Genomic DNA, 22,172 nt, shown 5'->3' with positions numbered 1-22,172 from the left:
CTGCCTGCTGGTCCGAGACTTTGTGGATAAATCTTCGACGGAGTTGCCACGGATCCCACTCTTCACGCCTGGTCGGTGGGAATGTCTAGACAGTCCCGCCGATCAGGCCCGATCGGTGGGACCAGGGGCCCGCGGAAGCGAACCGGCTACTGAGCAACCGTGTCGGGGAGCTTCTTCATACCCCAGAAGCCCCCGCCCAGCACGGGAATGGCCGCCAGGAAGGTTCCCGCCACCCCAATCCACATTGTCGGGAGGATCCCGAGCTGTTCGCCCAGTACCCCCGCAAGCAGACCAGCGATCGGCATGACCCCCCACACCACAAACCTGATGGACGCGTTCATCCTGCCAAGCAGCCTTGGGGGACAGACCCGCTGGCGCATGCTGACCTGCATTATGTTGTAGGCCAGGACGCAAAAGGTCATCCCCGCCTCCCCCACGATGAGCAGAGCCAACGCGGCAGGCTTCGACGGCGCAAGCGCGGCCAGCGGCACCAGCATCAGGAACGCGCCGCTGGCCAGAGACGCGAGCGGGATCACAGTCCCCTCACCAATCCGTGCGGCAATCCACGGGGTTGCGAGCGCGCCCGCCAAGCCTCCCACCGCGGCGACCGAGAGGATCAGGCCAAGTGCTGCCGCCCCCAGCTCGAGGTCCCGCAGAATCAGCAGTGGCAACAGGGTGAAGAGCAAGGAAGCGAAGAAATTGACGCCGGCAGTACAGGCCGCGACGCGCCGGATCAGCGGATGCCGCCATACGAAAGACAGACCCTCCCTGATTTCGACGGTGAGCGGGCGCCGGTCCGCAACCGGCGAACGCTGCTCCTCATCCCGGGTCCGCACCAAGAACACGGCCGACAGCAGATAGCCCGCTGACTGCCCGAGAACCAGCAGGGGCGCACTGAGGAGCTGCAACAGGCCACCGCCCAACGCGGGCCCACCCAGTCGGGAGATCTGGGCGGTCGACTCAAGCTTCGAGTTGGCGCTGGGCACCTGGTCCCCCGTCACCAGCACGGGAACGTAGCTTTGGTAGGCAACATCAAAGAACACTGTTGCAATGCCAACGACGCCAGCCACGAGGCAGAGGTGCCAGATGGTCAGGGTATCCATCCACCAGAGCAGGGGGATGGCGAGCATCGCGACCATCCGCACCAGATCCGCCCCGATCATTACCCGCCGTTTGAGCCAGCGGTCCACCCATGCTCCTGCGGGTAGCCCGACGAGCAGGAACGCTGCCGTGCCGCTGGCGTTGAGCACACCGACTTCAAGCTCGGAGGCACCCAAAAGCAAAACGGCGATGACGGGGAGGGCAAGATGTCCGAGTTGGGTGCCCAGCTGGCTGATGGCTTGTCCGGCCCAAAAATTGAGAAAGTTTCGATCGCGAAGCAGGGACGGCGGCGGGGATCCGGTCTGGGTGGTCACCGTCACAGTCTGCGTGTAGTGATTGATTACTGTCAATCACTGGGTCGGTCTGACGTATCATTTAGGGATGGATACTGATGAGGATGTGCAGGCACGCGGCCGAGCACTCAGCTCCCCCGTTCGGCTCAGAATCCTCCGGCTTTGCCTGCATAAGGGCAGAACCAACAAGGAAATAGCTGAGCTCCTTGACCTCAACCCGGCGACCGCGCTGCACCACGTGCGGACCCTGCTGTCCACCGGGTTTTTGGTGGCCGAAGAAACCCGCACCGGCAACCGTGGGGCCAAGGAGATTCCCTACCGGGCGACCGGACTGTCATGGCGCAGCAGGATTCCAAATGCTGCGCCAGTGCTGGTGGAAACTTTCCTGCAGGAGATTGACGGGCTGAATCCGTCGGAAATTGATGTCTGGCGGCTCGGTGTTCGCCTGAACGAAACGAACCGCTCCGAGATGATGCGCCGGATCCGCGAAATTCTTGAGGAATACGCGATCCGCGATTCAGACACCGACGGTACCGCCACGTCCATCATGTTGGCCCACCATCTGGACCGCAGCGCCGACTAACCGGCACGGTCTCTGGTCTAGGCCGGACGGTGAGCCCGCCGGGGTCGCAGCACCCACCAGGACACCATCGACGCGACGACCGTGACGACCGCCAGGCCAAATACCCAAATGCTTCCCGCAACCGCAGACGGCAGGAGTGGGTCCATTCCCAAGTCGGTCAGGACCAACGGCTGATTCTCGCTGGCGGCAAACAATCCCACCAAAAGATAAGCGACTCCACCCACCACCGGGGCGACATATACGTTGCGAGCCCACAGTGCCACGAAAACTGCGACGCTCCCTGCCAGCAGCACTGCCGCGGCCGCTCCCACCGGAAGGGTCAGGCCTCCAACATCCCACTGCTGGCTATGGAGGGCGGTTCCCAGGACGGCCACCACGGGCCCCAGAACGGCCGAAACGAGAAACGCCCACCACCGGGGACTTCCCTGGCGGTGGGCGTTTTCTCGGGCAGGGCGATCCCCCACCGCGGTGCCGATCGGCTGGCTGACGACGACGGCTGGGCGCCGGTCGTCGTCGTCAGCCAGTGTCGATGAGCGATCCTGCAAAACGGTCGAAGACTAGACGCGGGCGCGTGAGCGAGCCGCGCGCATCCGTTCGTTGGCATCGAGGATCAGCTTGCGGATCCTGATCGACTCAGGAGTCACTTCAACACACTCGTCTTCGCGGGCAAACTCCAACGACTCTTCGAGGGTCAGCTTGCGGGGAGGGGTGAGGTTCTCGAAGGTGTCCGATGAGGCTGCACGCATGTTGGTGAGCTTCTTTTCCTTGGTGATGTTCACGTCCATGTCATCGGCGCGTGAGTTCTCGCCGACGATCATGCCCTGGTATACCTCGGAGGTGGGCTCCACGAAGAAGGATCCGCGTTCCTGCAGGTTGATCATGGCAAACGGGGTAACGACTCCGGCGCGGTCAGCGATCATCGAGCCGTTGGTGCGGTACTCGATGTCCCCGGCCCAGGGCTCGTAGCCCTCGGAGTAGGAAGCGGCGATACCGGCGCCGCGGGTGTCCGTGAGGAACTTGGTACGGAACCCAATCAGGCCACGGGCGGGGACGATGAATTCCATCCGGACCCAACCGGTGCCGTGGTTGGACATGTTGGTCATCCGGCCCTTGCGGGTGGCGAGGATCTGGGTCACTGCGCCCAGGTACTCCTCGGGTACGTCGATGGTCATGTGCTCCATCGGCTCGTGCACCTTGCCGTCGACCATCCGGGTCACAACCTGAGGCTTGCCAACCGTCAGTTCGAACCCTTCACGACGCATCTGCTCGACGAGGATGGCGAGTGCAAGCTCGCCACGTCCCTGTACTTCCCAGGCGTCGGGACGCTCAGTGGCAAGAACCTTCAGGGAAACGTTACCGATCAGTTCACGGTCCAGGCGATCCTTCACCTGGCGCGCGGTCACCTTGGCGCCCTTGACCCGGCCGGCGAGCGGCGAGGTGTTGATACCGATGGTGACCGAGATGGCCGGGTCATCGACGGTGATCAGCGGCAGTGGCTGGGGGTTGTCAATGTCGGTCAGGGTCTCACCGATGGTGATGTCCTCGATACCGGCGACGGCGACGATCTCGCCCGGTCCGGCGGAGTCGGTAGGCACGCGATCGAGGGCGCGGGTGGCCAGCAATTCGGTGATCTTGACGGACTTCAGCTCACCGTTCTGACGGGCCCAGGCGACGGTCTGGCCCTTACGCAGGGTGCCGTTGAAGATCCGCAGCAGGGCGAGACGGCCCAGGAACGGGGAGGCGTCAAGGTTGGTGACGTGCGCCTGCAGCACACCGTCCGGGTTGTACCGGGGCGCTGGGATGTGATCGATGATGGTCTTGAACAGTGGCTCAAGGTTGTCATTCGACGGAACGGTGCCGTCAGCTGGCTGCTCGAGTGAGGCTGCGCCTTCACGGGCTGCCGCGTAAACGACTGGCACGTTGAGAACCGAGTCAAGGTCCAGGTCCGGAACTTCGTCGGCGAGGTCCGAGGCGAGGCCGAGGAGGAGGTCCATTGATTCGCTGACCACTTCATCGATCCGCGAGTCGGGACGGTCGGTCTTGTTGACCAGCAGCACCACTGGGAGCTTCGCGGCGAGGGCCTTACGCAGCACGAAGCGGGTCTGGGGCAGTGGGCCTTCAGAGGCATCCACCAGCAGGACAACGCCGTCGACCATTGACAGACCGCGTTCCACCTCGCCACCGAAATCGGCGTGGCCCGGGGTGTCGATCACGTTGATAGTGATGGTCTCGCCCTTGGCCGAAGGACCGTCGTAGAACACGGTGGTGTTCTTGGCGAGGATGGTGATGCCCTTTTCGCGCTCGAGGTCACCGGAGTCCATGACCCGGTCTGCCACGTCGCCATGGGCTGCGAAGGAATTGGTCTGCCGGAGCATGGCATCAACCAAGGTGGTCTTTCCGTGGTCAACGTGGGCCACGATGGCAACGTTGCGGAGGTCGCTGCGAACAGCTGTGTTGCCTGTGGTTTCAGACATGCGTAATGACTCAATTCAGTAATCTTGAGGGGAATCTAGCGTTATGAGGACGGCGCCTGCTTGTACCAGTCTAAGCTCTCAGGAAAAAATGCCCTAACGCGGGGAGCAATTCGGGTCAAAATCGCAGGTCCCCGGCGTGTCCGGCACGATCAGATCTGCGCCGAAAGGGGACCCCGGGCAGCGACTGACACAATCCGAGGTGGCCTCTGCACGCAGAAACGGCCCGCCCCTATAGGGCGAGCCGTTTCCGTGTTCTACCCCGGTAAACAAGGGGGCAGCTCTTTCGTTAGAGTGCTAGGACTTTTTGGAGCGGGAAAGCTTCCAGCGCCTGGCGCCCGAACTTCCGGCTGCCCCTCGTGGAGCTTCCTCGATGTGGTAATCCGCCAGCTGATCCTGGATCTGCTGATCCATCCGATCAGACATGTGTTCGCTCACATGGTCGTTGACCTGATCAGCCACAGCTATGCGTGCCTGGCGCCGCTGGGCACGCAGGAACTCCTGATGCTCCTCGTGGAATGCCTTGACCGTGGCAATGCACATGAAGATCATCACCACACTGAACGGCAGCGCAGTCAGGATGGCCGCCGTCTGAATGGAGGCCAGCCCATCATCGCCGACCAGGAGGAGGGAGATTGCTACCGTAGCGGCGGCAACAGCCCAGAACGCCCGGATCCAGTGCTTGGGGTTGGGGTGCCCGCCGGTTGAGATCATGCTCATCACCAGGGCTCCGGAGTCCGCCGAGGTGATGAAGAAGATAGCGATCAGGATGATCGCCCCGATCAACAGGATCGGCCCGCCGGGCAGCTCAGTCAGGAGCCCGAACAGCGCGTTGTTGGTATCCACCGCACCGTCTTCCCCGACCAGACCGCCGTTGCCGAACAGCTCGCGGTAGAGGGCTGATCCGCCGAGTACCGAGAACCAGAGGAAGGTCAGCAACGTCGGAACGAGCAGCACGCCGGCAACGAATTCGCGCACGGTACGGCCCTTGGAAATGCGGGCGATGAAGATGCCTACGAACGGGGCCCAGGAAATCCACCAGCCCCAGTAGAAGGTGGTCCAGGCCGACTGCCAGGCTTCGCCGTCGGCTCCGGCAAAGGCGAGAGTGTCGAAGGTCAGACCCACAACGTTCTGCAGGTAGTTACCGATGGACTGAACGAACTCGCGAAGCAGGAACAGCGTTGGTCCGGTGAAAAGAATGAAGAGTAACAGCATGCCGGCGAGCACCAGGTTGGTGTTGGACAGCCATTTCATGCCCTTGCCTACACCTGAGATCACTGAGACCAGGGTCAAGGCCGTGATGCACAGGATGAGACCAACCTGGGTGAACTTGGTTGCTTCCATGATGTTGGCGGTGTCGAGCCCCGCCGACATCTGGAGAACGCCGAGCCCCAGCGAGGTAGCGACACCGAACAGAGTGCCAACCAGGGCGATGATGTCAACAGCGTCGCCCCATTTGCCCTTTACCTTGTCGCCCAGAAGAGGTTCGAGGGTCCAGCGAATGGAGATCGGGCGACCGCGGCGGTGCACCGCATAGGCAATAGCCAGGCCTACGACTACGTAAATACTCCAGGCGTGGAGACCCCAGTGGAGGAAAGTCTGCGTCAGGGCCTGCTGGGCAAGCTCAATACCGGTGCCTTCGGTCCCGGGCGGTGGAGCGGCGAAGTGGTTCAGCGGCTCCGCGACACCCCAGAAGACCAGGCCAATACCCATGCCAGCGGCAAAGAGCAGCGCGAACCAGGACATCAGCGAGAACTCGGGCCGGTCCTCGTCCTTACCAAGACGGATGTCGCCGAAGCGACTCAGGCCGACCCAGAGCGAAAAGACGACGAACATGGCGACGATGGCCACGTAATACCAGCCGAACCCACGAATGACATTCGTCTGGATGTCACCGATGACTTCGGCGGCTGTGGAGGGGAAGATGAGGGCGAAGCCCACGAACACCACGATCAGTGCAGCGGCCGGAATGAACACCGCTTTGGACAGCCGTGAGGCCGCGATCGGTTTCCCTTCGGTAGGGTGGCCGTCTCGCTCGCCGGGTGGACTATCGGTTGCCGGATTTCCGGACCTGAGGGACATTCGGGTAACTCCTCATGCTTCTTGAAAAAAGTGAGAATGACTATTGACAAGCCTCTGCATAGGCAGTAAGGCCTCACCTAGCCTACAGAAGGACCGGTCCCAATGCACAAGGCCGCCTTAACGCAGGAACGACGGCAACCCATCCGCGGAAGGGATAGGTCGCCGTCGTTCCTGGTCAACGGGGGCCGCTACTCGGCTGACGCGAGGAGCTTCGCCCGTAGCTCGCGGCGTTCGCGCTGCTTCTCCGGATTCGGCAAGGGAACCGCTGCAAGGAGCCGCTGAGTGTAGGGATCCTGGGGCCGCCGAAGGATCTGGTCTCTGGTCCCCTGCTCCACAATCCTCCCGCGTCGCATCACGCAGATCCGGTCGGACATGAGGTCGACGACGGCGAGGTCATGGGTGACGAACAGGCAGGCGAAGCCGAGCTCCTGCTGCAGGTTCTTCAGCAGTTCCAACACGGTGGCCTGCACCGACACATCGAGCGCGGAGGTCGGCTCATCAGCGACGAGGAGTTTCGGTTTCAGGGACAGTGCGCGAGCAATACCGACCCGTTGTTTCTGCCCACCCGACAGCTCGTGTGGGTAACGGTTGCGGTAAGCGCGCGGCAGCTCCACCTGGTCGAGGAGGGTCTCGATCCGCTTCTGCAGATCGGCGCCCTTAGCCACTTTCGCCAGGTACATCGGTTCGCCGATGCTCTCGCCCAACGGCAGGCGGGGGTTCAGGGAGGAGGAAGGATCCTGGAAAACCATCCCCACGTTGCGGCGCAGCTCGAACAGTTCCTTGCGGGTGGCATTCGAGATTTCCTTGCCGGTGACGGTTAGTGACCCCGCGGCGACGGGCAACAAACCAACTGCGGCGCGCCCGATGGTTGTCTTCCCTGACCCTGATTCGCCTACCAGGCCGAGAATTTCTCCCGGGTAAATGGCAAGGTTCGCGCCTTCGACTGCCCTGAAGGCGGGCACTCTGCCCTGTTTGGGGTACTCAATGGCCACATCGGTGAGCTGCAGGACTGCGGCTCCCCGCGATGTGTCAGCGGCACGTTCTGCTTCTTCGAGCCGGGCCTGGTTCTCACGTTCGCGCCGCATCAGCTCGTCCTGGTCGACGTTTCTGAGCTCGGTACCGGTGGCGGCTGCAAGTGCCGCGGTGACATCTACTTCATCGGTCTCGGAACCGCCCTGCCCCAGGTGAGGCACTGCCGCCAGTAGTTTCCTCGTGTACTCGTGCTGCGGGTTATGGAAAATCTGCGCGGAGGTCCCCGCTTCAACGATCCGGCCCTTGCTCATCACCACGATGTGGTCGGCGAGGTCGGCGACCACGCCCATGTCATGGGTGATCAATACGATGGCACTGTTGAGCTTGTTGCGCAGATTTCGCATCAGGTCGAGGATTTCGGCCTGAACCGTCACGTCCAGCGCGGTTGTGGGTTCGTCGGCGATGAGTAGCTTCGGATCGCAGGAGAGCGACTGGGCGATCATTGCCCGTTGGCGCTGCCCTCCAGACAGCTGGTGCGGGTAGGACTTGAACGCCTTCTCAGGGTCGGGAAGTTCCACCATGTCGAGCAGCTTCAACGCCCGCTCTTTAGCTTCGTCGGGGGAGATCTCGTTGTGCAGGCGGATGGTTTCGACGATCTGGAACCCAATGGTGTACACCGGGTTCATCGCCGTCATGGGTTCCTGGAAAATGACCGCTACATCGCGGCCACGGACCTGACGAAGTTTGCTTCCGGTCAGCCCAAGGATTTCCCTGCCGTTGAGCTTGACGCTGCCCGTGGTGCGGCTGTTTTCAGGGAGCAATCCCAAAAGTGACATGGAGCTTGCGCTTTTGCCCGATCCCGACTCGCCCACGATAGCGAGCACCTCGCCGGCCTTGACCTCATAGTTCAGGTCGATGGCTGCAGGAACCCAGACCTTGTCAACGCCATAGTCGACGCTCAAGCCTTTGACCTGGAGTACAGGAACCTCGCCCTCGGGTGTCTGGCCTGTTTCCGAATTTTCGATGACGCCGTCGGTCATGATTCTGCTTTCCTTCCGCCCGTGGCCTGCCACATTCTGGTGATTAGTGGACTGGCCCGGAATCCTGAAACTATATGGGTATGAATAGCCCGAGTGATGTAGCCAGTCCCGTCATCTTCAAGCCAAGATTTGGCAAGTGGTTTGCAGGTCTGACGTGGGTACTGGCCGGGATTGGTATTGCCCTGTCGGTGGCTGGCGACGGCGTTGACGGGTTGATTTCCGCGTGGCCGCTGCTCGCCCTGGCCTACTTTGGCTGGTTGCTGTTCTGGTATCCGTCCGTGGTGATTGCCGACGACGCCGTGACGCTCAACAATCCACTGCGATCCATCTCGGTGCCGTGGGCCGCATTGATCCACGTTGACACGAAGTTTGCCCTCACCCTCGTGACCGTCCGCGGCAGCCACACCGCGTGGGCTGCGCCGGCACCGGGGGTCTGGGGTACGCACCGCGGCAAGCCCGAGCATGTCCAGGGGCTCCCCGAATCCAGCTACGGTCCGGCCCAGTCCATTCGACCGGGAGATCTGAAGAATACCGACTCGGGAGCGGCAGCCTTCCTGGTTCGAACTCATTGGGCAGCTCTGGTCGACGGCGGACTGGTTGACGCCGACGCTACAGAAACCACTGCCGCGGTGACCCGCATCCATTGGGTTCTGATCGGATGCGCAGTCGCCCTGCTCGCCGCCAACCTGATTGCCTTCTCCCTGGTCTAACCGGTGGGCGCGACGCGGCAGTACCGCTGCCCCGCCCACCGGCTCGACCATGTGCTTCGGCACTTTAAGCCTCGGGGCGGTTGGGATCGGAGATATCGCCAGAGTGCACTGCCTTCTTGGCGTTGAACTTCTTCTGACGTGGATCGAAAGCATCCCGCAGCCCATCACCGATGAAGTTGATCGACAGACAGATCATGATGATGAAGAGACCTGGCCACCAGAACAACCACGGCCGGGTGTTGAATGCCTGCTGGTTGTCGCTGATCAGGCTGCCCAGGGAAATATCCGGAGCCCTGACACCCAGGCCAAGGAAGGACAGCGCGGATTCGAGCAGGATCGCTGAGGCCATCACCAGGGTGGTGTTGACGATGATCACTCCCACAGCGTTGGGCAGGATGTGCTTGAAGATGATCCGGGTGTCTGAGGCGCCTGCGATACGTGCCGCGTCGACAAACTCGCGTTCGCGGAGGGAAAGAAATTCACCGCGTACCAGGCGTGCCAGTCCGGTCCAGATGATCAGCCCCACGAAAACGCCAAGCAGAATCACTCCCGCGCTGCCGCCCATGATGGAGCGCAGGAAGGTGCCACTGCCGGTGAGGTTGTTGCCCACGCTACCGAGGACGGCGGCGAGGATGATCAGGGGAATCACAATGATGGTGTCGGTGAATCGCATGAGTACCGCTTCGACCCAGCCACGGAAATATCCTGATACGCCTCCGATGATCACTCCGAGGATGCCGCCCAGGATCCCGATGATGAACATGATGATCAGCGACAGCTGGGTGCCGCGCATGGTCATGGCGAAGAGGTCGCGTCCCACCCGGTCCTGGCCGAAGGGGTGATCGCCGAAATCGAACGGCAGCACCCAGGTCGGTGCGCCGTTGGGTGTGGCGAGGGGCAGTGTCTGTACATAGTTCCACTTCCACCAGCCCGGGATGCCCGCGTAACCGATAGAGGTGAAGGCCATGATCACGACGAAGAAAAATACCACCATGCTGACTACCGCGGCCGTATTACCGAAGAACCGTTTGCGAACGATCTGCCCCTGGCTCAGGCCAAGCGAGTCGTCCTTCTTCGGGGTCGGCTTCTGTTTGTTCTCTGCTCTGGTGCTCATGCTTTTACCCTCACTCGTGGGTCAAGTACCGAGTAGGCCAGGTCTGCAACGAGGTTGAAGACAAGGGCTAGGATGCCGGTAATCAGGAAGACTCCCATGATGGGATTCGGGTCAACGCGGCCCAACGCACCAATGAACAGCTGGCCCATACCGCTAAAGGCAAAGACCTGTTCGGTGATGATCGCCCCACCAATCAGGCCACCGATGTCAAAGGCGACGAGGGTGGCCAGCGGGATCAGTGCGTTCCGGAACGCGTGACGCATCACAACTGTGCGCTCCCCCAGGCCCTTGGCCCGTGCCGTGCGGATGTAGTCCTGGTTCATGATCTCGAGCATCGAGGCCCTTGAATAGCGGCTGTAGCCAGCCAAGGAGATCAGCATCAATGCAATGGTGGGGAGCAGGAGGTGGGTAAAGGTATCGATGCCCATGATCCAGAAGTCACCCTCAAGGTTCGGGGTGGAGGAACCCAGGGTGGCAATTGGCCTGCCCCGGATCCTGCTGTTGTCCGAGTAGAGGGGCCAGGACTGCATGAACCGATCCAGGAGGATGGTGAAACCCATGAGGAAGGCGGTGAGCCCCGCAGCGTTCATGCTCTGCCGGCGGTCGTAGCCACCCATGAAGTACCCGACAGCGACGCCGACCAGCACGGTAGCGATGGCCAGCAGGACGATCATCAGTGGGGTCGCCAGGTCGAGTAGTGGCTGCATAGTGAAGTAGGCAATCATGCCGATGCCCACGGTGATTAGTGCAGAGTAGAGCGCCTTGCGGTTCTTCAGCCCTGCGGTCAGGAGGGTGACTCCGTAGGCAATGCCGACGCCTGCAATGGCAATCACGACGGGGCCGAAGCCTGGTTCGAGGAACCACTGGGTGAGGTCGAGGAAGAAAAGAATGACTGCTGCAAAGGCGAACCCGGCCGCCGCTGCGATGAGACGCTTCTGCAAAGTCCCGCGGGCGACCAGATACCAGATGAAGGCCGAGACCAGGCTGATGATCAGGATCGATGTAAGGGAAATGTTCGGATCGGCAAGGAACGTATTGAAGCCGATCGCTCCATACTCCTTCAGCAGGACCACCACCCAGAAGATCGGGAGGGAGAAGAAGAGGAACGCCATGAAGGTGACACCGTAGTCGAGCCCGCTGTATTGGCGAAGGGCGGTGATGATGCCGAGCGAAATGCCGATCAGGATGGCGAGGACGGTGGCGCCGGTGACGAGGAGGATGGTCTGGCCCATCGCCCTGGCGAGCAGCTGGGTTACTTCAATTCCGGCGATGCTGCTGCCGAGGTCGCAGGTGGCCGCGAAGGGGATCAGGCAGCTGGCTGCCCCACCGAGCCATTCGAAGTACCGGATAGGGGCGGGGACGTCGAGACTCAGCAGGTCTGTCCGAAGCTGGATGAGCGTATCCCGATTGGGGACGTTGCTCTCGCGCAGATCCGCCAGTGGATCGCCTGAGAATGCGGTCAGCATGTAGACGATGAAGGACGCGCCCAACAGGATGAGCACGGCGGCAACTAAGCGCCGGACGATGTAGGTCACCATAGTGTTTAAACCTCAATGTTAAGGTTCCGGGGATCACCCGGCGTTGTGGCAAGAGTGTAATGCACCAAACAGGCAGCCGATATTTGGGAGATCCCAATCGCTTCCCGCGGATGCGCAATTCGAGGGTAGTGCAGGCGCTAGAAAGCGCTGGGGCCAGCAAGGCCGGCCCCAGCGCTTTCGTGTCTAGCGCGCTAGATAATGGGTGTGGCCGAGTTACTCAGCAACTGTCCATTCCCAGAAGTTCCACCAGATACCCTCTTGGGTCGGGCTGAAGCCGACGCCTTCGATGGAATCACTGGCAGCGTTGATACCGATCGACTGGAACAGAGGCAGGCCATAGCCGGTGTCGAACAGGCGAGTATCGACGATGGTCTGCAGCTCCTGCTGCTCGGCTTCATCAGTGGTGACGATCAGCTCGTCCATAGCGGCCTGAGCTTCTTCATCGCAGAATCCGCTGAAGTTGGATGCGGAACCGCAGCCGTACAGCTGTGGAACTCCGGTGACGCCGACGCCGGTGCTGACCCAGCCGAAGATGACTGCGTCGTAGGTGCCGGTACCCAGAGCTGAACCCCACTCGTTGCCGGGGAGTCCGCCGTCAACAACCTGGAAACCAGCCTGCTCAGCGCTTTCGGCGATGAGGGTGTAAGCGTCAACCCGGTTGGGGTTGTCGACGCTGTACATGATGCGGACCTCAGGAGTTGCACCATCAAGGAGCTCGGTGGCACCTTCGATGTCAACTTCGTCATACTCTTCTGAACCGTTGACGGGAGTCGCTGCCTCGTAGCCGGGGGTGCCGACGTCGAAGATGTGCGAGTCGCGGTGGTCAGCTTCTGGATCCAGCTGGGCAATGGTTGACGCAACGATCGCGTCGCGAGGAATCGTCTTCATGAACGCCTTGCGAACGTTCTCGTCTTCGAAGACACCGCTGTAGTTGAGGTCAAGGTGATCGAAGGAGAGCTCGTCACCTTCGAAGATGTTGACGCCGTCAATGGCTTCGAGCGACGCGAGAGTGTCAGCTGATGCCTGTGGCTGGATGACGTCGACGTCGCCGTTCTGCAGGCCCTGGACCTGAGCAGTGGCGTCACCGATGTAGCGGATGGTGATTTCGTCGAGCTGGGTCTCGGGGCCCCAGTTGTAGTCCTCGTTCTTGACCAGGGTCATCGACTGGTCAGGAGTCATCGAGTCAACGATGTACGGTCCGCTGGACAGGTACATGGCTGGATCGTCAGGAAGGGTGGTGGTGTCGAAGGCAGTGTTCCAGATGTCAGCGACTGGCTGAAGGTCGGGACGTTCCTGAGGATTCTCCGGATCACCTTCGGGGGTGTTCTGGATGAGTTCGATCAGGGCAGCTTCGTCTGCAAGTCCGGCCTGGGTTGCGACAACGTGGGCTGGGGTGTCGATCACGCCGTAGGCGATTTCCCAGTCAGCGTAGGGCTCGGTGTACTCGATGGTGATGGAACGGCCATCTTCGCCCAATTCGGGGAGCAGTGACAGGTCCAGGCCAGCGGTGCTGGCTGCTGCGAAGTACGTGGCGCCGGTTTCTGCCTCGGCGTCGGCGTCGTCAAAGTAGCCCGAGCTGACGGCCCAGGAGAACAGGAGATCTCCGCCGTCGATCGGCTCGCCGTCGGACCAGGCGACACCCTCGTTGACGGTGTAGGTGACGGTCAGAGGATCTTCGGAAACTACTTCGTAGGATCCGAACTCTTCCCTCGGAACAACCTCAAGCTGGTCGTTGATGTAGTTGAACCCCGACTTGGTCAGGTAGCTGACCTTGCCGTTGATATCGACGTTGCCTGTGGCGCTGTCTGAGTTGAACGAGGTAAACGGGTTTACCTCGGCAACACTTACTACTCCGCCACTTGAGGCGCCGGTGTCGCCGCTCGCGTCTGGGTCAGAATTGCCGTCGCCACTGTCAGTGCTGGCGCAGGCGCTGAGTGCAAGTGCAGCGATTGCCGCGACTCCCACAGCTTTGGAAGTACGTCCGAAACGCATTCCGCCTCCTATTTCGTGTTCTGGATAGAGCCCCATGTGGTTTTACAAAGAGCTGACACGCCACTCCGGGAGGAGTGGCGTGCCTCACATGAGTAGAAGCCTAAGTGCTAATTGTTGCGGTCAGGTGTCCTAACACTCATCGCAACCGTGTTGTTACCGAGATGCAACCAAATTTGTTTCCCAGCGTTCATTCAGCGATTTCCCAGCAGTCGCCGATCAACATTATTGGCCCAGCTTTTGTGCAGGAAACCCGCTGGACACTCATCGGGCGGCAAACGCGAAGATACGCTACCAACAACATGAGCTTGGTCGGCTACCCGCCGCAGTCCTTCCGGTCGCGGCACGACTTCAGCTCACTCTCGCGAAGCGGATCCTCGTTACGCACCTTCTGCCTTGGAGACCCGCTTGTTGCTGATCAGATCTGCCTTACTCATGGTGTGCGCCCTCGTAGTAGTAGCTGGCACCCTCATCGCTCCCCCGCCAGCTACGTCGGCATCTGCTTTCAGCGACGTTCCACCAGGCACACCGTTTCATTCCGAAATCTCCTGGCTGGCAACCCATAAAATCTCCACTGGCTATGCGGACGGAACGTTCAAGCCGAGACAGCCCGTCAACCGGGATGCGATGGCGGCCTTCCTCTACCGCCTGGCAGGCAACCCTGCGTTCGCCTCGCCCAACCAATCGAGATTCGTCGACGTCCCCCTGGGATCGCAGTTCTTCAAGGAGATTCACTGGCTGGCTTCCTCCGGGATCACAACCGGCTGGTCCGATGGGACATTTAGACCGTTGCAACCAGTCCAGCGGGATGCAATGGCGGCCTTCCTCTACCGATTCGCCGTCAGCCCCCAGTTCACACCCCCACGGGCTGCAGCATTCGGTGATGTTCCGGTCGGCGTCGGGTTTCATAAGGAAATCAGCTGGATGGCTACCACCGGAATCTCTACCGGGTACCCGGGCAACGTCTTCAAGCCGCTGCAAGCCGTCAACCGCGACGCGATGGCGGCCTTTATGTACCGGACCGCCTCCCAACTGCCGCCCGACCACAGCTTGCCCTTGATACCCGTGACAAGGGATTTCAGGCTCTTCCCTTTCAGCACCTCTGCGTTCTCCAATACCCGGGTGGGGCCTGCGATCAGATTCGCCAGCGCTTCGGACCCGCGACACTCAACCTTTCGCGTCGGCGGCACCAACGTCAACAGCGAACGTTGGTCCATCTCGGTTCAACAGGCCTCGCAAAGCGATCCGGTCGCCACTGTGCGTGCCGACGCCGGCGGCACCCACTCCATCAGGATCCCGCTCAACGCAACCACCACGGGTGGGACCGACCAACATATGTCGATCATCCAGCCCGACGCCCGAACCGCCTACGAGGCTTGGGGCATGCAACGGATATCTGCGACTGAGTGGACAGCCCGCTATCTCGTGAAAACCGACATTCGCGGCGAGGGAATGACGGCCGGAGCGCGGGCTTCTGGAATCAGCCATCTCCATGGCCTGATCCGGAAGGACGAACTCAAGAACCTCGACATCAACCACAGCCTCGCGATCGGTATCGACAACGCGCAGCTTAAAAGTGTCAACAACGGCACCGGCGTCTGGCCTGCCCGGCGAGAGGACGGTGATTCAGCGCGCGTTTATACGGGCAATATCCCGATGGGCTCGATGCTTGCCCTGCCTCAAGGCACCAACCTGGGCACGCTTGGACTGTCGCCCGAGGGCTATGCGCTCGCTGAGGCGTTACAGCAATATGGCGGGCATGTCCTAGTCCGCTCCAGCGGGGTCACCCTCTACGCGGAGCCAGCAGCAAACCAGACACAGGTCAGAGCCCTCAAGAATGACTGGGCGAAACTTCGTCCTCTGCTGCGGATAGTCACCAACAACACCAAGGACAACGTTGCCGGCGCCCGCTAGCTGTCCGGGTCATACATGAACTCGCGGAGCTCCTGAGAACAACGGCAGGACACCGCGATCCTCCTCGCCCACTCGACGGCGTCGTCGCGCGTGGGCAACTCGAGCACTGTGAACCCGCCCGTGAGTTCACTGCTCGGGTAGATCGTGCTGCTCGCCGCGCCGTCGGGAGAGATCAGCACTGGATCGATGCTCTCGTTGATCCCACCCCCGAACACATACACGCCGGCGGCCTTGGCGTCCTTGATCACAGCGTGGGAGGCGGCGACGACGGCGGGGAACTCATCCTCCGTGACTACCATCGCTTCGCTCGGGAAAGAGATGAGATATTTGGTCATGACTCGATGATGGCCGTGATTGGGTGCGACGGCAATGGTCTGCGATCTTTCAGAAGCGCTGCCCGGCCGATGGCGGTCAGCCGTCCACCGGCCGCCACGGCCCCCATTGCTCGGTGCCGGGAACATCGCCCCTGGTCCACCACTGCGTCCGGTACACCTTGTCTTCGAAGATCACGCGACGGCCCTCGGTGTACACCGCGCCTTCTTCCCACACCACGGGTTCGGCGTCCGCTGCCTCCTGGGCCGACAAGGAGGGTTCGGCTGCCGGTGGGACATCCGCCGTCGTTGCCCCGGGGGTGGCTGTGCCGGGGGTGAGTGTTGGCGAACTGGGTGGCTGAACCGTGGTTTCGGGTATCACCCTGTCGCGGGCAGGACCCTGGGGAGTCTCGCGCAACTGATCGGACAGCACAGCGAAGAGCGAACCGTCCCGGTTACCTGCCAGGTCCCACCACATGCCACCGCCAAGCCCCTTCTCCAGAATGTAGTCGCTCTTGAGACGCACGGTTTCGGGGTTGTCGTAGCTCCACCACTTGTCGCCGTCGAACCGCCAGGCCGCGCCGAGGGTCGTGTCGGTGAACTCCTCGCCGACCTCGAGCAGCTCATCGTAATCCTCCAGGCCGGGCTCTTCGCCGCCCGGCGCAGGTCCGGTGGCTTCACCCCAAGGCTCCGCCGAGTCAGCACCCATCCAGCCCCTGCCGAACGCTGCGAGCCCGAGGCCGAGTTGGGCCGGGTCGATTCCGGCATCGAGATAGGCGCTGACGGTCCGGTCCACCGAGAAACGCTCGCCGTCTGGGCGTGGATCTTCCGGATCGTCGAAGAGGTTTCCCTGATGGCCGGTCAGGCCCGGTTCCCACGTGCCCCACAGGTCGTAACCCTGAATATTTCCGAAGTCGAGGTAGTCAAAGAGTGCGGGGTCGTTCCAGCCGCCGGCCTCGATCACCTCGGGATTTGCTGGAAGGAAGGCGCTCAGGGAATAGGAGGCACCCGTGCTCGCCCCCTGCGCATCGAGTTGCTCCCGGAATTCCTGCAGCAGCAGCCGGAAGTTCTCGGCGTCGTTTTCGGTGTCCACGCCGTTTCCCTCGAGCCCTTTATCGGTACCCGGCCATTCCCAGTCGATGTCGATGCCGTCGAAGATACCGGCCGCAGCACCGTCCCCTCCCCTGCCCTCGATCATCGGGAGGTTGCCCTTGATGTAGAGGTCGATGCAGGAGGCGACGAGGGCCTTGCGGGATTCATCGGTCGCCGCGGCACGCGAGAAGTTCTTCGACCAGGTCCAGCCACCGAGGGAGATCACCGCACGCAGGCCCGGGTTGGCAGCCTTCAGCTGCCGGAGCTGATTGAAGGATCCGGCCAGCGGTTGCTCTGGTGTGTCCCCGGTTCCGGCAATGGAGGCATCGGCGTCGTAGGCCATGCCGTAGTCCGCCCATGCATCGGAGGCACCGTCGGAACCGTCCGGGCCGCTCCCCTGAGCCTTGTTTGCCTCGAAGCATGTCAGCGTCTCGTGATGGATGTTCCCGAAGGCGTAGTTGATGTGACTCAGATTTCCGGCCGCCCCAGAGTCCTGAAGAGCCTTCATGGGGAATTGTCGCCCATAGACGCCCCACTGGGGGAAATAGCCGACGCTCCGGTAGCCGTTGATGCGGGCCGGAGTGGTAGCGGAGTCATCGGAGCCGCTCCCCTCCGATGACTTCTGGACCGAGCAGGAGACGACGCCGCTAGTGACCAGCAGTGCGACGACCGTCAGAACGCCGATTCGCAGCATAGGACGCGGGCGCACTCTTTTCATTCTTTCCTCCGGCAGATGAGACCAACACCGGCTGACAGCGGCTCTTCTAGGCTACGGTATGAAGCTTGCTGGCTACCGCCCACCGGTCAGTCAGGAAGGCCTGGGATCCTCTCGAACCCACCCCAGGGGGCCAGGTAGTCGTGTCTCAGCTACCACGTCTCGCCCTATTTCAGGCTGAGCACCTCGTCAATCGGGCGGTTGTTGACGAACACGCGGGCACTTGTGGCACCGGCAGCGGTCATGGCGGTGTATTCCAGCTGCGCCTGTGCGCGCGGTATGTCGCAGACACCCCCGAGCATGAACTGCCCGGTGAGCCAGATCGTGATGGTATTGCCGTTCAGCTCGCCGCCGACATAGGTGAGGTCTGACTGGTACAACACATTCACGAGCCCCGACAAGCCAACGTCGCGACTCTTGTTCGCGAGCAGGGCCTCCATGCTGGGACCCACCTGGTCCGTGAATCGGACCGGGCCCGTGGTCGTGGCGATCAGACTGTCACCGCAGCCGATCCTCGGTCCTGAAACGCCGTTATCGTCGACCGCGACATAGTAGATGGTCAGCGGAGCGACTTGCTCCGGAAGTCCCGTCGGCGTTGGTTCCACCGTCTCTGGAGGGCTTGCGGGGGCGGAGGACGGCGGCACAGCAGCTGTGGAAGTAGGGGCGGCCGAAGGTGTGCTCGGCGAGGACGTACCCGGAGCGGGCGTACTCGGAGTGGGCGTACTCGGAGTGGGCGTAACGGACGGGCTTGCTGTCGTCGTTGGCGCCGCGGGGCTGCTCGTCGGGGCGGCGGCCGGTGGACCGAAACAGCCTGTGAGCACGATGAGACTGGAGAGCCCCAATACACTGAATGCCGAAAGCCTGGTCATGATGCCCCCTTGGGTGCGGCCTCGCCCCGTCGCGGGGCCGCACTTTGAAAGCTACTCCCAAGGGTTCGCTAGGAATAGGGACTTTAGTCCGGCGTTGAGGGTTCAATGCTCCCGTGGGCACCGTCAGTAGCTGATGCACCAACGAGAAATTTTCCTTGCTGGCCAGGACGGTTCGCCACCCGGGGCCGATAGGGGGTCGCGTTCTTCCCGTCATTCGGGTGGAATGGCCGGGGATTTTGACAGGCCCTCGACCCGGACAGGCAGCGCCTTATCGCTCCGCAGCAGGGCTCGGAGCAACCGCCGCGCCTCCCACCGGAGCCACAGACGCGCCTGGCCCCGCCGCAGTACCAGGCCTCCGTCCGGGGTCGTGTACCGCTTCTGGAGATCACCCAACTCCTCGGCTTGCAGCAGCGCGACGGTGCTTCCCGCGGCCGAGTCGATAAGCCGTACCAGCGCGGATGGCCCGGTCAGATCGGTGGCCACGATGCGCTGCCCGCTCGCGGCGAGAATTGTCTTCTGCGCTGCGCGGGTGACGATCAGCGGACGTGACGGCCCTTCCAGCAGACCGGTCAGCACGTCCGCGGCGGCGTCAGGGCGGCCGATTCTCCGTGCCGCCGCCTGCATCCGCTGCAGCCGGCCCGGCTCGCGCAGCACCTCGTCGATCTTCCAGCCGATCGTCGCGGCTGTGTTGCAGCGTACGGCTGCCCCCTGCTCCATCAGGTAGTCGCCGTTGCGAACCTCTTGCCCCGGAATGGGGTTCACCAGCACCATGGGCAGCCCTGCAGCCATGCACTCCGACGCCGACAGCCCGCCGGGCTTGCCCACGAACAGGTCGGCACGGCGCAGCAGGTGCGGCATCTCCTCCGTGAAACCGAGCACGCGGTAACGCTCGCCAGCGGGAGCCACCAGCTGCTCGATGCGATGGCGCAGAGCATCGTTGCGTCCGCAGATGATCGTGGCCGTGAACGGCGAGCGCATGTGCATCGTCTGCCGCACTACCGAGACCGCATAGTCGCCGCCGGTGGCGCCCGCCGAGATCAGCAGCATGGGGGGTTCATTGGTATCGGGCGCGGGCTCGGGCACCCCATCGACCTGTTTGGCGATCGGGATGCCCGTGGCTGCCACTCGGTCGGAAGGAAGGCCGAGCGCCATCAACTCGATCCTTGCCTCCTCCCTGGCCACGAACAGCGAGTGGAACGCGCCGGGAAGCCACAGACCCTGGAAGTCGTAGTCCGTGGTCACCACAGCGGTCTTCGCGTCAGTTACACCGCGAAGGAGCACCGACGCCAGGAGCTGGGCTGGCAGGAAATGCGTGCACACGATAGCGGTCGGCCGGAATCGCTTGATCTCACTGATCACCGGAACGGCGTTCGCCCTTGTCCAAGGGTCGATTGGGCCGCGGCGCCGGTATGGCGGATCGCTTAGGTCATAACCCCAATCCACCAGCCATGGCAGGCCCTCGACCAGCACGAAGTAGCCTTTGGCCAGCAGCGCACGGTACAGCACGCTACTGACCTGCAGCACGTCCAAGACCTGAACGTCGGCGATGTCGGACCGTCCTGCGCACTCCTGCTGTAGCGCCGCCGCGGCGCTGTTGTGGCCCGCTCCCACCCCTGCGGACAGGATCAGAATGCGTTCCCCTCCATGGGTGTGAGATCCTCGTGCCGGTGTCTTGCGCATGATGCGAGGCTAGCAGCCCTACCCCTGAGAATTATTAGGTCCACCTGCCTCAGCGATTAGACGCTGAGGCGAAACTCCCTCCCCCGGTCGCCGCGGTTACCCTTTCCTGATCATCTGCGGGATGACATGTCGTTAACGCTCGTACCGGAGGGAGCTGGGGTCCTGGTCCCCTGAGACTTGTTTCCAGCCGTCCCTTGCCAGATCCCGCTTCAGTTCTGCCAATGCTGCGTTCATTCCCGGGGACCAGCTCTCCTCGGGTGACACTGGGGTGACCGACCTTGCTGAAGGGAACGTCGAGCTCTTGTAACGGGTCTTTCCGTCGACTTGCCCCACGAACCGCAGATGAGTGCTTCCGTATTGGGACCCGAGCGTTGTCAGGATGCTCGCCCACCATGACGTGCCCCCGATATCCTCAAGGGCAACGGTGAGCTCCTCCTTCGCCAGCTTCATGGAACTGTTCCTTGAATGACTTTGCGATGCGAGGGTGAACGAAGTGAATGCCACACACTCGTCGGGTACTCCTCTTTCAGCAGCCATGCCAGGCCACCAGTAAGCACAAGCTTGGGCAGCGTCCAGATTCCCAACGGTTTAATCGCATTCAAGAAGACGATGGCACCGGCCAGACCCACTTTGACGGATCGGCCGCGACTGAGAATCAGCTGTCCCATGGCGATTTCGCCCGCATGTTGATTTGCCTCCTCGCTTCCGCGTCGAAGAACGCTTTTTATGGCGTTCGATGATCCGACGCGGTCCGGAGACAACAGGTTCTCTTGCATCCGCTTCGCCGGACAGGGCCAAAAGTCCCCGCCGGCGCCAGAGCTACCAGGCAAGGTGATGGCCCACCCATGCGCCCTCCTGGTCTTGGGCGCAACGGTCATCACAACTCCTTGCTGAGATACGGAGCTTGATGAGTGAGCTGACCGGGCCAGTGATGATCGGTGATCTGGTTTCGGGGTGACGGGAGCGCTTCAACTACAGGAGGGAAGGCGCTTCCCGGTGCTGGTTCGGCCTCTGCTGTGGAAGACTGCAAGCATGGAGGCCCCAGCACGCGACCACGACATCGTCCTCTTCGGTGCGACCGGCTTCGTCGGTGAACTGATCGCAGAATATCTTGCGAACCACGCTCCACCGGACCTGCGTGTGGGACTCGCGGGGAGGTCGAAAGAGAAGCTCGAGGCCGTACGGTCCAGGCTGCCCGTCGCCGCGCAGGACTGGGCCCTTATCGAGGCCGATTCGGGGCGCCCTGACTCCCTCGCGGCGCTGGCCGCGAGTACCAGTGTTCTCTTCACCACGGTGGGTCCCTACGCGAAGTATGGGCTGCCGGTTGTCGAGGCGTGTGCCCGCGCCGGCACCCACTACGGGGACTTGACGGGCGAGGTGTCATTCGTCCGTGAAGCTATCGACCGTTGGGACGCTCTGGCGAGGACTACAGGTGCACGGATTGTCCATGCGTGCGGCTACGATTCCGTCCCGTCGGATCTCGCGGTTCTCCTCCTGCACCAAGCTGCGGAGGCCGATGGTGCGGGTGGCCTGACCGAGGTTCAGCTCGTCGCCAGGGCGAAGGGCGGCTTTAGCGGCGGCACCATCGAGTCGATGCGTGGGCAGTTGGACGGTGTGCGGGCGGACCCTGTGCTGCGATCGCTCGCGGGTGATCCCTACTGCCTCAGTCCGGACCGGACGGCGGAGCCAGCGACCCGG

18 protein-coding genes (1 of these 18 running past the window's edge) are annotated in these 22,172 nt (G+C 62.1%); 4 read left to right on the top strand and 14 right to left on the bottom strand.

Going from position 1 to position 22,172, the window contains the following annotated elements:
- Positions 1 to 146: 146 nt before the first annotated feature.
- Positions 147 to 1,415, bottom strand: a complete 1,269-nt coding sequence (locus B384_RS0102805; RefSeq protein ID WP_035747539.1) for an MFS transporter — start codon at positions 1,413 to 1,415, stop codon at positions 147 to 149.
- Positions 1,416 to 1,482: 67 nt separating this feature from the next.
- Here B384_RS0102805 and B384_RS0102800 point away from each other — a divergent pair, with 67 nt between their 5' ends.
- Positions 1,483 to 1,977, top strand: a complete 495-nt coding sequence (locus B384_RS0102800; protein WP_019481627.1) for an ArsR/SmtB family transcription factor — start codon at positions 1,483 to 1,485, stop codon at positions 1,975 to 1,977.
- 17 nt (positions 1,978 to 1,994) lie between these two features.
- On the opposite strand, the gene B384_RS19545 is transcribed toward B384_RS0102800, so the two are convergent.
- The 4 genes from B384_RS19545 to B384_RS0102780 all read right to left on the bottom strand — a co-directional run bounded on the left by B384_RS19545 (position 1,995) and on the right by B384_RS0102780 (position 8,542).
- On the bottom strand, positions 1,995 to 2,522 hold the full coding sequence (locus B384_RS19545) for a hypothetical protein (protein WP_019481626.1): 528 nt from the start codon (positions 2,520 to 2,522) through the stop codon (positions 1,995 to 1,997).
- Between the two features lie 12 nt (positions 2,523 to 2,534).
- Complete coding sequence (typA, locus tag B384_RS0102790; protein WP_019481625.1) at positions 2,535 to 4,451, bottom strand: translational GTPase TypA; 1,917 nt, start codon at positions 4,449 to 4,451, stop codon at positions 2,535 to 2,537.
- A gap of 294 nt (positions 4,452 to 4,745) precedes the next feature.
- Positions 4,746 to 6,530: a BCCT family transporter gene (locus B384_RS0102785; protein WP_019481624.1), complete on the bottom strand. Its 1,785-nt coding sequence runs from the start codon at positions 6,528 to 6,530 to the stop codon at positions 4,746 to 4,748.
- A gap of 188 nt (positions 6,531 to 6,718) precedes the next feature.
- Positions 6,719 to 8,542, bottom strand: a complete 1,824-nt coding sequence (locus tag B384_RS0102780) for an ABC transporter ATP-binding protein (RefSeq protein WP_019481623.1) — start codon at positions 8,540 to 8,542, stop codon at positions 6,719 to 6,721.
- Between the two features lie 80 nt (positions 8,543 to 8,622).
- Here B384_RS0102780 and B384_RS0102775 point away from each other — a divergent pair, with 80 nt between their 5' ends.
- A complete protein-coding gene (locus tag B384_RS0102775) occupies positions 8,623 to 9,252 on the top strand; it encodes a PH domain-containing protein (RefSeq protein WP_019481622.1) in 630 nt (209 codons plus the stop codon).
- A 64-nt stretch (positions 9,253 to 9,316) separates the two neighbouring features.
- Here B384_RS0102775 and B384_RS17515 read toward each other — a convergent pair whose 3' ends face one another.
- The 3 genes from B384_RS17515 to B384_RS0102760 form a co-directional block, all read right to left on the bottom strand.
- Positions 9,317 to 10,366: an ABC transporter permease gene (locus B384_RS17515; protein WP_019481621.1), complete on the bottom strand. Its 1,050-nt coding sequence runs from the start codon at positions 10,364 to 10,366 to the stop codon at positions 9,317 to 9,319.
- Positions 10,363 to 11,904: an ABC transporter permease gene (locus B384_RS0102765; protein ID WP_019481620.1), complete on the bottom strand. Its 1,542-nt coding sequence runs from the start codon at positions 11,902 to 11,904 to the stop codon at positions 10,363 to 10,365. Before B384_RS0102765 ends, B384_RS17515 begins: the two co-directional genes overlap by 4 nt.
- A 213-nt stretch (positions 11,905 to 12,117) precedes the next feature.
- Positions 12,118 to 13,896, bottom strand: coding sequence for an ABC transporter family substrate-binding protein (locus B384_RS0102760; protein ID WP_019481619.1), 1,779 nt, complete (start codon positions 13,894 to 13,896; stop codon positions 12,118 to 12,120).
- Positions 13,897 to 14,328: 432 nt separating this feature from the next.
- Here B384_RS0102760 and B384_RS0102755 point away from each other — a divergent pair, with 432 nt between their 5' ends.
- Positions 14,329 to 15,807: an S-layer homology domain-containing protein gene (locus B384_RS0102755; protein WP_019481618.1), complete on the top strand. Its 1,479-nt coding sequence runs from the start codon at positions 14,329 to 14,331 to the stop codon at positions 15,805 to 15,807.
- Here the strand turns inward: B384_RS0102755 and B384_RS0102750 are convergent.
- From B384_RS0102750 to B384_RS20445, 6 genes are all read right to left on the bottom strand, one after another.
- A complete protein-coding gene (locus B384_RS0102750; protein ID WP_024476883.1) occupies positions 15,804 to 16,142 on the bottom strand; it encodes a YciI family protein in 339 nt (112 codons plus the stop codon). The genes B384_RS0102755 and B384_RS0102750 overlap by 4 nt on opposite strands.
- A gap of 76 nt (positions 16,143 to 16,218) precedes the next feature.
- Positions 16,219 to 17,919 carry a glycosyl hydrolase family 18 protein gene (locus B384_RS0102745; RefSeq protein ID WP_202802708.1) on the bottom strand — a complete coding sequence of 567 codons (1,701 nt, stop codon included), beginning with the start codon at positions 17,917 to 17,919 and terminating at the stop codon, positions 16,219 to 16,221.
- Between the two features lie 173 nt (positions 17,920 to 18,092).
- Positions 18,093 to 18,530, bottom strand: coding sequence for a hypothetical protein (locus tag B384_RS20975; protein ID WP_019481615.1), 438 nt, complete (start codon positions 18,528 to 18,530; stop codon positions 18,093 to 18,095).
- Between the two features lie 474 nt (positions 18,531 to 19,004).
- Positions 19,005 to 20,474, bottom strand: a complete 1,470-nt coding sequence (locus B384_RS0102730; RefSeq protein WP_024476881.1) for an MGDG synthase family glycosyltransferase — start codon at positions 20,472 to 20,474, stop codon at positions 19,005 to 19,007.
- A 132-nt stretch (positions 20,475 to 20,606) separates the two neighbouring features.
- Positions 20,607 to 20,924 carry a hypothetical protein gene (locus B384_RS0102725; protein WP_019481612.1) on the bottom strand — a complete coding sequence of 106 codons (318 nt, stop codon included), beginning with the start codon at positions 20,922 to 20,924 and terminating at the stop codon, positions 20,607 to 20,609.
- Positions 20,921 to 21,352, bottom strand: a complete 432-nt coding sequence (locus tag B384_RS20445; protein ID WP_024476880.1) for a hypothetical protein — start codon at positions 21,350 to 21,352, stop codon at positions 20,921 to 20,923. The genes B384_RS0102725 and B384_RS20445 overlap by 4 nt, the downstream gene beginning before the upstream one ends.
- Positions 21,353 to 21,506: 154 nt before the next feature.
- Between B384_RS20445 and B384_RS17505 the strand changes: the two genes are divergently transcribed.
- Positions 21,507 to 22,172 carry the 5' portion of a saccharopine dehydrogenase family protein gene (locus B384_RS17505; protein WP_237715213.1) on the top strand. The gene runs 159 nt beyond the window's last position, so only the first 666 of its 825 coding nucleotides appear in the window; its start codon is at positions 21,507 to 21,509; its stop codon lies off the right edge, out of view.

Source organism: Arthrobacter sp. TB 23 (assembly GCF_000294595.1).
Lineage (GTDB): Bacteria > Actinomycetota > Actinomycetes > Actinomycetales > Micrococcaceae > Arthrobacter_D.
This window is presented reverse-complemented; position numbering and strand designations above follow the sequence as displayed.